An 11939-nucleotide genomic window follows, 5' to 3' on the forward strand; every position below is an offset into this window, starting at 1 on the left:
CCCCGGGCCGCCCCCTCCCGGGACAGCCCTGGAGCGCTTGCGGGAGCCATCCTTCGGTTTTTCCGAAGGAGTGAGTCTGTAATCCCTATTTGTCGAAGAGAACGGTGGCTCTTATCTGAACCCCACCTATGGAACCTCTACAAACCGTCGGCAGTCCCGTCCTGTGGGGCGGCTTCATTGCCTTCGTCATCGCGATGCTCGCCCTGGACCTCGGCGTCTTCCACCGGAAGGCCCACACGGTCAGCTTCAAGGAAGCGCTGGGCTGGAGCACGGTGTGGATCAGCCTGGCGCTCGTGTTCAACGCGGGGCTCTGGTGGAAGTTCGGAGGCAAGCCCGGGCTGGAGTTCCTCACCGGCTACCTCATCGAGAAGTCGCTCTCCGTCGACAACATCTTCGTCTTCGTCGTCATCTTCTCGGCGATGCGCATCCCCGCGCTGTACCAGCACCGGGTGCTCTTCTGGGGCATCCTGAGCGCGCTCGTGCTGCGAGCCATCATGATCTTCGCCGGCGTGGCCATGCTGGAGCGCTTCCACTGGCTCATCTACGTCTTCGGCGGCTTCCTCATCATCACCGGCCTGAAGCTGTTCGTGCAGCGCAACAAGGAGGACCACCCGGAGGACGGGTGGATGATGCGGATGCTGCGCAAGAGCATCCCGTCCACCACGCGCTTCGACGGGCACCACTTCTTCACCATGGAGAACGGCCGCCGGCTGGCCACGCCGCTGTTGATGGCGCTCATCCTGGTGGAGGCGTCGGACATCCTCTTCGCGCTGGACTCCATCCCCGCCATCTTCGCGGTGACGCGAGACCCGTTCATCGTCTTCACGTCCAACATCTTCGCCATCCTGGGCCTGCGCTCGCTGTTCTTCCTGCTGGCCGGCGCGGTGGAGAAGTTCAGCTACCTGAAGGTGGGCCTGTCGGGCGTGCTGGTATTCGTGGGCGCGAAGATGGCGCTCATCGACTTCGTGAAGATCCACCCGGCCGTCTCGCTGGGCGTCATCGCCACGCTGCTGGGCGCCAGCATCGTCGCCTCGCTCATCAAGGCGAAGAACCTGCCGCCGCACACGCCGGAGACGGGCGCCGACACGCTCGTCAAACCGTCGGAGAGCTGAAGCAGCCCGCAGCACATCCCCGAAGCCAGGGCGCGTCCGGACCTCATGCCGGGCGCGCTGGAGCCGGGCGCCGCCGGAGCCATGAGCCGGAAAGCGAAGAGGCCGTGAACCCTTGGGTTCACGGCCTCTTCTGGTTGGGCGCAGCAGGGTTTGAACCTGCGACCCCTGCCGTGTGAAGGCAGTGCTCTACCGCTGAGCTATACGCCCGCGCTGCGTGTTGCCACCGCGTCGCGACGGGGAGCTAGATGCCATCTGCTCCCTCGGGTGTCAACGCAATTTCTACGAGAGCCCATCCAGCTTCTCTTCCAGCTCACGCAGCCGACGCTTGAGACCGGACAGCTGCTTGCCCACGGCCTTGAACTCGCTCTTCGGCGCGAAGTGGAACGCCTTGAGCAGCTCCTCCTGGCCGCGGTCCAGGGCCTGCTTGCCCCGCTGGGCCTTGCCGATGGCGTTGGCGATGGCCATGGCGCGCTTCTCGTCGGCCATGAGCTTCTCCACGGCCTTGCTGGAGAGCTCCAGCGCCTGCTTCTTCAAGTCGTCACGGATACCCATGGCTCGTTGCCCCCCGGCCTACGGCTCGTCGATGTACTGCGTCTGCAGCTTCGCGAAGACGCGGTCCGCGATGCCCTTGTACTTCATGCGCTCGATGAGCGGCTGCAGGTCGCCCTTCATGGAGATGCGGCGCTTGAGCACCGCCTCCACGGGGTCCAGCGTCCCCTGCAGCAGCTGCTTCCAGACGGTATACGGGGCGCGGGCCAGGTAGACGGGCTCGAGCTCGTCCAGGTCATCCGGGTCCGCGAGCACGCGGGCCTTCTCGATGCGGCAGTCGCCCGGGACGACATGCACCACGAAGGACTTCGCCAGCTTGCCGGGCTCGGCCTCGATGATGGCCCCGAAGTCGCCCTTCCATCCCTTGCCGGCGACGGCGCACTCGGGGTCCTCGTTCGTGAGCCGGACCGCTTCGTCCAGCCACTCCTTCGACGGGAACTTCGCCATGAGCTGCTACCTATCCTCTTCGGAAGACTCTCTTGATGCTGGAGAGCAGGCCCCGCTCGTCATCGCTGGCGCCGCTGGAGCCGCTCGCCACGGGCTGATGGTCGACGTTGTTGCGCAGCACATCCGAGAGCGCCCGCTTGAGCTGCTCCGGGGTGTCGCGCGTGGCCAGGTCCACCCGGCGCGGAGTACCACTGGCCTCCTCCACCGTCACCTGGAGCAGACACTCCTCGGTGAGGCGGAAGTCGATCTTCCTGCCGGCCGCGGCGGACGGGACCCGGACGGTGCCCAGGTACTCGTTGTCCACCATGAGGTCGCTGTCCCCCTGGAAGATGTCCAGCTCGATGTAGGCCGAGCCCGGCTCCTTCGGCGGAGGCAGGCGGAAGCTCTTCACCATGGGGATGAGCGAGTTCTTCTCGATGATGCGCTTCACGCGGCCGTTGGGCAGCGCATAGCCGATGGGCATGGACACCGCGTCCAGCAGCGTCACCGCGTCGATGCTGCCCAGCGAGTCACCCAGCAGCGCCGCGCCCAGGGCCACGCACTCGTCGGGGTGCACGCCCTTCCTGGGCGGCTTGCCGAAGTGCGCCTGGATCTTCTGCTGCACGAGCGGCATGCGGCTCTGGCCGCCGACGAGGATGATCTCGTCGATGTCCGAGCGGGCGATGCCCTTCTCCTCGAGCACGCGGTCGCAGATCTCGAAGGTGCGGTCCACCAGGTCGCCGGTGAGGCTGTTGAGGAACTCGCGCGTCAGGGGGATGCGCAGGTCCACCGGCTTGCCCTTGCGCTCGTCGATGAAGGGCAGGTCGATGACGACATTGGGGATGAGCGTCAGGTCGATCTTCGCCGCCTCGGCGGCGTTCTTGATGCGCTGCAGGGCGATGGGGTTCTCGGTGAGGTCGACCTTGGTCTCCTCCCGGAAGCGCTCCAGCACGTACTCCATGATGCGCGTGTCGAAGTCCGCGCCGCCCAGGAAGGTGTCGCCGCCGGTGGCCAGGACCTCGAAGACGTTGCCGGCCAGGTGCAGCACGGAGACGTCGAAGGTGCCGCCGCCCAGATCGTAGACGAGGACCTTCTGGTCCAGGCCCCGGTTGAAGCCGTACGCGAGCGCCGCCGCGGTGGGCTCGTTGACGATGCGCTTGACGTCGAAGCCGGCGAGCCTGCCCGCCTCCTTCACCGCCTGGCGCTGGTTGTCGTTGTAGTAGGCCGGGACGGAGATGACGGCCGCGTCGATGGGGCCGCCCAGGAACTGCTCCGCGATGGTCTTCAGCTGCGAGAGCACGAAGCTGGAGACCTGGGGCAGCGTGTAGAGCTTGCCGCCCATCATCACCGCGGCGTCCCCGTTGGGGCCCTCGACGATGTCGTACGGGAAGGAGCCGCGCAGGTCCTCCACCGACTTGGAGTGGTACTTGCGGCCGATGAGGCGCTTGGTCCCCCACAGCGTGTTGCGGGGGTTGGTGACCATCTGGTCCTTGGCCACCCCGCCCACCAGGAGATCCCCCTTGGCCGAGAGGGCGACGACGGTGGGGAGGATGAGGTTGCCGCGATCCGTGGGGACGATCTTCGGGATGCGGTTGCGCACGGACGCCACCAGCGTGTTGGTGGTGCCCAGGTCAATCCCGACGATGCGAGGTCTGTCCGCCATGAAGTTCACGGGCGCGGGCCACCAGACGCGCGCCCCCGTCCCACTCTGTATCACGTCGCGCCTTCGCGCGCGCGTTTCTGGGCGAGGCCCTCAGTCCTCCACCTCGGAGCCCTCCGGACCCGGCTCGTTCCAACCCAGGGGGGGTGGGAGCACCCCTCGGACCGCCTCGGTGGAGGGCAGGACCAGGCGATCATACGGCCCCCCCTCCCCCGTCGGCAGCTCGTCCAGGAAGCGGGACGGACGCAGGACGATGCGCTCGCCCTCCCGGGGCAGCACGGACAGGGGGTACACCAGCGCCAGGAGGTCCCGGGCCCGGGTGGTGGCCACGTAGAACAGGCGCCGCTCCTCCTCTTCCTCCTCGGCCGAGCGAGTCGCCTGGGACATGGGGAAGCGCCCATCCACCAGCCAGAGGACGAAGACGCTCCGCCACTCCAGCCCCTTGGCCTGATGGACGGAGCTGAGCGTCAGGACGTCCCCGGGGGCATCGCCCTCCAGGGCCTCCTTGGCGGCGAACTCCGCCACCAGCGCCAGCTCCGACAGGAAGCGCGGCAGGTCCTCGAACCGCCGGGCCAGCTCCGCCAGCCGCCGCAGGTCGTCCTCCCGGCTGTCCTCGGGCGTGGCCTCCAGGGCGAGCCGGGCGGCGTACCCACCCGCCAGCACGTCCTCGATGAGCCCCCCCGGGTCGCGCGTGGCCTCCGGGCGTCCCAGCCGCCCCATCAGCGCCGTGAGCCGCTCGAAGGCCGGAAGCGACTTCTTCGACACGTGACGCCGCACGTCCTCGTGGTCCAGCCGCTCCCCCAGGAACAGGCCCTCCGGCAGGGCGCGCAGCGAGGTCCACAGGCGCTCCGCCGTGGTGGGTCCCACGCCCGGCACCGCGCGCACCACCCGGCGGAACGCCAGCTCGTCCCGGGGGTTGTTCACCCAGCGCAGGTGGGCCAGCACGTCCTTGACGTGGGGCTGCTCGAAGAAGCGCACCCCGGAGCGCACCCGGAACGGCAGGCCCCGGCGCGTCAGCTCCAGCTGGAGCTCCAGGCCGTGGTTGTGGGCGCGGTAGAGGACGGCCATCGACTCCAGGGGTTCGCCGCGCGCGCGGAGCGTCTGGATGTGGTCGGCCACCCACGTCGCCTGTTCGGCGGCGTCCAGCGTGGGGACGACGAGGGGCCGGGGCCCGGACGCCCGCTCGGAGACGAGCGCCTTGGGGAACTGGCGCGTGTTCCGGGCGATGGCGGCGTTGGCGAGCTGGAGGACCTCCGGGGTCGAGCGGTAGTTGCGCGTCAGGGTGAAGACGGCGCAGCCGGGGTGCCGCTCCGGGAAGCCCATGATGTTGGAGAAGTCCGCGCCCCGGAAGCTGTAGATGGACTGGCAGTCGTCCCCCACGACGGTGAGGTCCCGACGCTCCCCGGCGAGCAGATCCACCAGCTCGCCCTGGAGGCTGTTGGTGTCCTGGTACTCGTCCACGAGCACGGCGTGGAAGCGCTCGGCGAGCAGGGCGCGGACGCGGGGGTGTTCGACGAGCAGCCGCTTCAGGTTGAGGAGCAGATCATCGAAGTCCATCAGGTGCAGCCGCGTCTTGCGCTGGCGGTAGAGCGCCGCCGTGGCGAGCACCTCCGGCGCCAGCGGGACGAACTGCGGCCGGCGGTCCACCAGCACCTCCGACACCGCCTGCTGCAGGTTGGTGGCGAGCGACACCAGCTCCAGCACCAGCTCCGGCCGGGGGAAGCGCTTGTCGCTCTTGAGCTTGCGCTCGGCCAGACAGCTCACCATGAGGTCCCGCGCGTCCTGCCGGTCCAGCACGGTGAAGCGCTCCGAGTAGCCCAGCGCCGTCGCGTGCTCGCGCAGGAGCGCGTGCGCCACGTGGTGGAACGTGCCGCCCGTCACGCGCCCCACGTCCACGAAGCCGCCCACCAGCTCCGCCAGGCGGCGGGTCATCTCGCGCGCGGCCTTGTTGGTGAACGTCAAGAGCAGGAGGTGGTCGGGCGAGAGGCCCAGCTCCAGCCTGCGCGCCGCGCGGAAGGTGAGCGTGCGCGTCTTGCCGGAGCCCGCGCCGGCGATCACCAGCACCGGCCCCGCGTCCGCCTCCACCGCGCGCAGCTGCTCCTCGTTGAGGAGCCGGGCGTAGTCGATGCGCGACGGGCCACTCGGCGGACCGAGCGGCCTGGGGGTGGGCGGGGAGACCATGGGGCGCGGAACTCTAACCGCCCCGCCCGCCCGGGACGAACGGATCAGCCGGACTTCACGGCACGGGCTTGTGCGCCGTCAGCCGCGCCGAGGCCGCCTCGCGGACCTGGGCGGAAGGATCCCTCTCCCGGGCCAGCTCCAGCAGCACCCGGCCCACCTGGGGCAGCTTCGTGCTCACCGTGGCGAGGGCGGCGGTGCGCTCCTTCACCCCGCCCTCCAGCCGCTCGGTGACGCCGCGGTCCGCGCAGGTGCGCACCCCGGGCGACTGCTCGCGGAGGATCAGCTCCGCGTCCGCCAGCCGGGCCTCGGTGAGGCGGCGGGCCTCCTCGGCGCGGCGCTCGAACTCAGCCAGGTCCTCGGGGAACTCGGTGGAGACGGCGCGCGCGCGGGCGATGGCCTCCTGGGCGAATCTGGCGTTGACGGCCGCCGCGCACAGCTGCCGCGCCGAGGCCAGGGGCACGCGGCCCTCCGTCGTCACCGTCTCGTCGCGGGCCACGTTCAGCGCCCACACCGCGAGCTGGCGCGCGGCCACCGCGGCGGAGAAGGGCTGCTTGCGCCCCTCGCGGATGTCCACCCAGCGGCGCAGGACGACGGGGTCCGGCACGCCGGAGTCGAAGGCGCGCTGGTACTCGGTGGAGGCCTGCGGCAGCTGCCCGGAGAGGTCCAGGAGGACGGCCACGGTGAGGTACATCTCCGCGCTGCTGGCCCGCTCGCGCAGGGCGTCCAGCCGGGAGGCCACCTCGTACTCCGCCACCGGGCGCGGCAGCGACGTGAGCACCGTGCGCAGCGACTCCAGCGCGTTCTGGCGGATCAACGGGTTGCGCGCCGAGCGCAGCGCGTCCAGGAGCGGGTCCACCGCGCGCACGGAGACGTGCTGGCCCAGCTCCTCCGCCGCCTGCCAGCGGTCCAGCGCGTCCGGCGCCAGCAGCGAGCGCTTCAGGTCCTCCAGGTCGCGCAGGTAGTGGCCCACGTGCGCGGCGCGCACGAGCGGATCCGGATGCGCCAGCGCGGCCTGCTCGGCGCGGGCGCGCGTCAGTCGCGCCGGGAAGTCCGTGAGCTTGGGCCCCAGCGGATGCGCCTTCACCCGCGCCTCGGCCTCGTCCACCAGCCCCGAGACGAGCAGCCCCTCCACCTCCAGCCCCAGCAGCAGGACGCGCGCCTCCTCGCGGTGCACGCCGGCCGGGAAGTCCTTGAGGTAGGCGAACAGCTTCGTCGCGCCGGAGCCCCTGGCCTGCTCGAAGGCCTGCGCGTCCAGCCGCGACTCGACCTGGAGTCGGCGTGGATCATCCGGCTTCTCGCGCAGGTACTCGGCCAGCCGCTTCGGGTCCTCCGTCGTCGCCAGCTCGCGCGACTCCGCCTCCAGCATCAGCCGCTTCGCCTCGTCGCGCTGGGCGCCGTCCGGGTGCTCCTGGAGGAACTGCTTCCAGGCGGCCACGGAGTCGGCCTCCTTCGCGGCGTTGAAGCGCAGGCCCTCCAGCAGCGTCCTCGCGGTGCGCGTGTGCGGCGCCTCCGGGTACGCCTCCAGGAAGCGCTTGTAGGCGAGCACCGTGTGCAGCCGCTTCGCCTCCTCGAACTCCAGCTCCTCAAGCCGGGCCTCGGCGGCGTCACCATCCGGGTGCGTCGGGTTCTCCCGCAGGAAGGCGCGATAGCCCTCCACGGTGTCCGTGCTGGCGGCGCGGTCATACGGATTGGGCAGGCACCCGGTGGCCAGCAGGAGGACGGGGAAGGCTCGGCGGAGTGAAAACATTCTCCTGGAGCAATACCGCACCCCGCTCCCCCCGGAAACACGCGCCGCCACGGACGGTTGCCTGGGTAGGTTTTTTGACGACACACGAAGCCGGGGCCAGCATGGTGCCCCAGGACGCTACAGGGAGGTCGCGCATGCGGTGGCTCACGCTGATGGGAATGCTCTCGATGCTCGCGACGGGCTGCGCCACCCCGTCCGGCCGGCTGGAGCCCTGGCTGGACTCGTACGCGGTCCGCTACCACTCGGCCTCGCCGCCGGCCTTCCCGCGCGAGTCGCTCTCCACGCCCGTGGCGACGGCGCAAGCGGAGAAGAAGCCCGCGCCGGCGAAGGCGAAGACACCCGCGCGCGCCGCCGCGTCCCGGCCCGCGAAGGGCAAGCCAGCCACCACGAAGGTGAGCACCCAGGGCGCGCGCCCCGTCTCGGCCGATGCGCGCGAGAAGGTCCTGGCCGCGGCGCGCTCGGTGGTGGGCAAGCCGCAGGTGACCTTCGACGGCCGCAAGTACCCGTCCGACTGCACGGGCCTCATCGAGGGCGTCTACGCGCAGGCGGGCCTGTCCTTCCGCGGGACGCTCAAGCCCGGAGACAACGGCGTCACCGCGCTGTACCGCTACGCCCGCGCCCATGGCCGCGTGTACGAGGACGGCCGGCCCGTGCCCGGGGACCTGGTGTTCTTCCACGAGACGTACGACCAGAACCGGGACGGCCGCCGCAACGATGGCCTCACCCACGTGGGCATCGTCGACAGCGTGGACGCGCAGGGCACCGTCACCGTCATCCACCGGGTCAACCGGGGCGTGGTGCGCTACCGGATGAACCTGGCGCGCCCCCACCTGCCGAGGGATCCGAAGACGGGCGAGGTGCTCAACGACCTCTTGCGCCACCCCGGCCCGAACAAGGCCCCCGTGCTCACCGGGCAGCTCTTCGCGGCCTACGGCAGCGTGCTCCCCGCCAGTCCCCCGGCGAAGAAGAAGCCCGCGCCCATCCCCGTGGCCCTGCGCTGAAACGAACGGCGCCCGACTCCAGGAGGAGCCGGGCGCCGGTGAAGCGGTGAGGACTTCGTCTCAGGACGCGCGCGCGGTGCGGTCCCACGCGGCGCGCTGCGAGTTGCGCAGGAAGCGCCAGAAGCCCACGACGATGGCCAGGTTCATGGTGACGAAGTAGTAGGCCACCGAGGCCACCCGCTTCGCCGCGCCGCGCTTGAGCACGCCCACCTTCCCCAGGTACGCCAGCGCGTAGAACAGGCCCTGGGCGAAGAGCGTGGCGCGGTAGAACATGCTGTCGAGCAGGAACAGGTTCGCCAGCAGCGCCACGCCCATCAGCGCGGGCGCGCACCAGCGCAAGAGCTTGTGGGACCAGAACGCGAACGCGGGGAAGCCCGCGGTGGGCAGCAGGAGGCCCGGCACCATGCGCAGGCTCTGGAAGTTGCCGGCGGCGATGCGCGCGCGGCGGCCGAACTCCTTGCCGTAGTCCTCCGTCGTCTCCTCGTGCGCGACGGCCTTCTCCTCGTACGCAACCTTGTAGCCCTTCTCGAGGATGCGCAGCGGGATGACGAAGTCATCCACGATGGTGGACGGCGGCAGCTGCGTGTAGAGCGTGCGGCGGATGGCATACAGGCCCCCGTTGGCCCCCACCACCGCGCCCCGGCGCCCCTCGTACATCTTGATGAGGGACTCGTAGCTCCAGTACGCGCTCTCCTCGTAGTCCTTCTTCGTCGGGTTGTAGAGGCGCAGCTTGCCGCAGACCGCCCCGACCTCCGGGTCATCGAAGTGGCGCACCAGCTTCTCGATAGCGTCGGGTTCGATCATCGTGTTCGCGTCCGAGAGGACCACGATGTCGCCCTTGGCCATGGGGATGCAGCGGTTGAGCACCGTCGTCTTGCCCGCGCGGGGCGCGGGGGACAGGCGCACGCGCTCGTCCCGGCACTCCAGCACGCGCTCGTTGGTGCCGTCGGTGGAGCCGTCCGAGCCGATGAGCACCTCGAACCGGTCCGCCGGGTAGTCGAGCGCCAGGCTGTTCTCCAGCTTCTGCCCGATGCAGGACGCCTCGTTGTAGGCCGCGACCACCAGGCTCACCGATGGCGCCGGCCCACGCCTGCTCGGCAGCTCACGGCGCGCGTCCCCGCCTCGCATCGCCCGGATGTTCTGCGCCACCTGCGCCGCCCCATCCAGCACGAACAGGCTCAATGGGTAGAGAAAATACGTGTGCGCCAGCAGCAGCGCGGCACACCAGAAGAAGACCTCCGCCATCGACCATGCCTCCCAAGACCCAGTCCTCGAATCGGCCGTGGGTTGAGCAAGAGGCATGCCCCGCGCGAGCACCCCGCTCCGCTCGGGGCGCGGAGGCAGGCGTGGGGCTCAGCGCCGGGTGGGACTGGACTTTCTCCAGTCCTCCGCCCGGGTGGGACGCACGTCGTTTCAGGGCCGCGGGGCGCTCGTGGAGACCTGCTCGAGCAGCTTTCGCGCCAGCTCGTGGTTCTTGTTGAGCGCCAGCACGTCGTCCAGCAGTGAACGCGCCGCCGCCGGGTCCTTCTGGCGCAGGGCCAGCCGGGCCCCCAGGACGTAGGGGCGCAGCAGGGTGCCGTCCGCCTCACGCAGCGCCTCCAGCTCCGACACGGACTGGGCCACCGACTCCGGCGGAGAGCCGGAGCTGAGCACGTACTCGGCGCGGGCCACGGTGCTCCACGCCTTCGGGGAGCCCTCCACGTTGCGAAGGCGCTCGGCCAGCGCGAGGGCATCCGGCGCCGCCGTCACCCCCGCGTGCAGGGCCCGGGCCTTCACCCGCGCGGCCAGGGCCGGCGTGGGCTCCACCTCGGGCGCGGCCTCGAGGGCCTCGGCCAGGACGTCCACTTCCTTGCGCAGGCGGTCGATCTCGATGCGCAGCGGTCCGCCGAGCTTGATGACGTCCTCGCGCTGCGCCTTCAGCGCGTTGACGCGGCTCTCCCAGTCGACGGTGGCCTGGGCGGCGGCGCGGTCGTCGATGTCGCGCTGGAGGAGTTCGCCCTGGGTTCGCAGCCGCTCGGCCTCGGCCTGGAGCTCGCCCAGGCGCAGCGAGAGCGCCACGACGAGCTCGGCCTGGGCCTCGGTGTATTTGGGGTACGTGGCCGTGAGGGCCTTGAGGCTCTGGATGGCCTGGTCCCTGGAGGAGGAGTCGTCCCTGCGCAGCAGGACCGAGGCCCGCTCCTTCTCCGTCACCGCGGTGGCCGGCATGTCCGCGTCACGGTTCTTCCACGCGGGATAGGCGAGCACTCCGGCCAGCAGCACTCCGGCCGCCACGACCAGGCCCAGCCAGAGCCGCGAGGAAGAGCTCGAAGGCGCCGAGGCATCGATGGCCGCGGACTCCCGGTTCGCGGACAAGAGCTCCGGTGGGAGGGAGACGGCGCCTCGGCGGTAGGCGGGCTCCGAGGCGCTGGGACCCTGGCCACCGGCCGCGCCCAGGGCGCCGAGTCCCGGCAGCTCCATGGGCGGCAGGTTCACGCCGTGCGACCCGGCGTCGGTGGCCGCGCCGTACACGGAGGTCTTGCGATTGACCGGAGACCCGGGCGCGTTGGCGGCACCGAAGAGCTCGGTGGACGGCGAGGCCTCGCCATAGAGGCTCGTGGACCTCTCGGCGGGGAGCTCGGGGACGGCTCCCGCATCGGCCGAGTCGGACACGGCTCCGTACGTGAGCGTGCGCCCGATGTGGCCGGGAGTCCCGCTCGCGGGAGTGGACGGGCTCGCGCCTGACGTGCCGGAGGCTCCGAGCGTCACGGGAGCGATCGATGGAGGCGACGGAGGGGGGCCTGACGTGGCCGCACCGAAGACCTGCGTGGTCTGGCGAGGGCTTCCGCCCGTGTGGCTGGGGAAGATCGGGCTTCCTGAAGTGGAGGCCGGGCCCGACGGAGGGACAGCGCCGAAGGACTGCGTCGAGCCGTGAGCCCCCGCCGAGGCCTGCGTCATGCCAGGGGCACCCACCGCACCGAAGGTCTGCGTCGAACCCTGAGCCCCCACGCCGGAGGCCTGCGTCATTCCGGGAGCGCCGACTGCGCCGAAGGTCTGCGTCGCCCCGTAGGCGCCCGCACCCTCGGTCGATGGCGCGCCCTGGGAGCCGACCGCACCGAAGGTCTGCGTCGCCCCATGAGCACCCGCGGCTTGCGTCCCGCCCTGCCCGCTCACGGCATCATGCGCCCCGCCGACTGCGCCGAAGGTCTGCGTCGCCCCGTAGGCGCCCGCACCCTCGGTCGATGGCGCGCCCTGGGAGCCGACCGCACCGAAGGTCTGCGTCGCCC

General features: G+C 70.7%; 9 protein-coding genes and 1 tRNA gene. 2 read left to right on the forward strand and 8 right to left on the reverse strand.

What is annotated here, in order from left to right; all coding sequences use genetic code 11:
* The first annotated feature begins 128 nt into the window (after positions 1-128).
* Positions 129-1112 carry a TerC family protein gene (locus tag FL311_RS34940; RefSeq protein ID WP_141332021.1) on the forward strand — a complete coding sequence of 328 codons (984 nt, stop codon included), beginning with the start codon at positions 129-131 and terminating at the stop codon, positions 1110-1112.
* Between the two features lie 135 nt (positions 1113-1247).
* Here FL311_RS34940 and FL311_RS34945 read toward each other — a convergent pair.
* The 6 genes from FL311_RS34945 to FL311_RS34970 form a co-directional block, all read right to left on the reverse strand.
* Positions 1248-1319, reverse strand: a tRNA-Val gene (locus FL311_RS34945).
* 72 nt (positions 1320-1391) lie between these two features.
* Entirely contained in the window at positions 1392-1664 is a 273-nt protein-coding gene (locus FL311_RS34950) for a hypothetical protein (RefSeq protein WP_141332022.1), read from the reverse strand.
* A gap of 18 nt (positions 1665-1682) precedes the next feature.
* Positions 1683-2108 (reverse strand): hypothetical protein, encoded by a 426-nt coding sequence (locus tag FL311_RS34955; protein WP_046714145.1) that lies wholly within the window; start codon positions 2106-2108, stop codon positions 1683-1685.
* A gap of 10 nt (positions 2109-2118) precedes the next feature.
* Positions 2119-3750, reverse strand: coding sequence for an Hsp70 family protein (locus tag FL311_RS34960; RefSeq protein ID WP_141332023.1), 1632 nt, complete (start codon positions 3748-3750; stop codon positions 2119-2121).
* A gap of 90 nt (positions 3751-3840) precedes the next feature.
* On the reverse strand, positions 3841-5928 hold the full coding sequence (locus FL311_RS34965) for an ATP-dependent helicase (RefSeq protein ID WP_141332024.1): 2088 nt from the start codon (positions 5926-5928) through the stop codon (positions 3841-3843).
* A 55-nt stretch (positions 5929-5983) separates the two neighbouring features.
* Positions 5984-7675 carry a HEAT repeat domain-containing protein gene (locus FL311_RS34970; protein ID WP_223747369.1) on the reverse strand — a complete coding sequence of 564 codons (1692 nt, stop codon included), beginning with the start codon at positions 7673-7675 and terminating at the stop codon, positions 5984-5986.
* A 134-nt stretch (positions 7676-7809) separates the two neighbouring features.
* On the opposite strand from FL311_RS34970, the gene FL311_RS34975 reads away from it, so the two are divergent.
* On the forward strand, positions 7810-8676 hold the full coding sequence (locus FL311_RS34975) for a CHAP domain-containing protein (protein WP_141332026.1): 867 nt from the start codon (positions 7810-7812) through the stop codon (positions 8674-8676).
* Between the two features lie 60 nt (positions 8677-8736).
* On the opposite strand, the gene FL311_RS34980 is transcribed toward FL311_RS34975, so the two are convergent.
* Together FL311_RS34980 and FL311_RS34985 are read right to left on the reverse strand one after the other, a co-directional pair.
* Positions 8737-9921, reverse strand: a complete 1185-nt coding sequence (locus FL311_RS34980) for a glycosyltransferase family 2 protein (protein ID WP_141332027.1) — start codon at positions 9919-9921, stop codon at positions 8737-8739.
* 168 nt (positions 9922-10089) lie between these two features.
* The gene (locus FL311_RS34985) at positions 10090-11325 is read right to left on the reverse strand and encodes a hypothetical protein (RefSeq protein ID WP_228557294.1); all 1236 of its coding nucleotides are present in this window, start codon (positions 11323-11325) and stop codon (positions 10090-10092) included.
* Positions 11326-11939 lie beyond the last annotated feature (614 nt).

The organism is Myxococcus sp. AB025B, assembly GCF_006518215.1.
GTDB lineage: Bacteria > Myxococcota > Myxococcia > Myxococcales > Myxococcaceae > Myxococcus > Myxococcus fulvus.

Coding starts and splice junctions, on each gene's coding strand:
- FL311_RS34955 (WP_046714145.1), bottom strand. CDS start 2,108: ATGGCGAAGTTCCCGTCGAAGGAGTGGCTGGACGAAGCGGTCCGGCTC.
- FL311_RS34950 (WP_141332022.1), bottom strand. CDS start 1,664: ATGGGTATCCGTGACGACTTGAAGAAGCAGGCGCTGGAGCTCTCCAGC.
- FL311_RS34965 (WP_141332024.1), bottom strand. CDS start 5,928: ATGGTCTCCCCGCCCACCCCCAGGCCGCTCGGTCCGCCGAGTGGCCCG.
- FL311_RS34940 (WP_141332021.1), top strand. CDS start 129: ATGGAACCTCTACAAACCGTCGGCAGTCCCGTCCTGTGGGGCGGCTTC.
- FL311_RS34980 (WP_141332027.1), bottom strand. CDS start 9,921: ATGGCGGAGGTCTTCTTCTGGTGTGCCGCGCTGCTGCTGGCGCACACG.
- FL311_RS34970 (WP_223747369.1), bottom strand. CDS start 7,675: ATGTTTTCACTCCGCCGAGCCTTCCCCGTCCTCCTGCTGGCCACCGGG.
- FL311_RS34960 (WP_141332023.1), bottom strand. CDS start 3,750: ATGGCGGACAGACCTCGCATCGTCGGGATTGACCTGGGCACCACCAAC.
- FL311_RS34975 (WP_141332026.1), top strand. CDS start 7,810: ATGCGGTGGCTCACGCTGATGGGAATGCTCTCGATGCTCGCGACGGGC.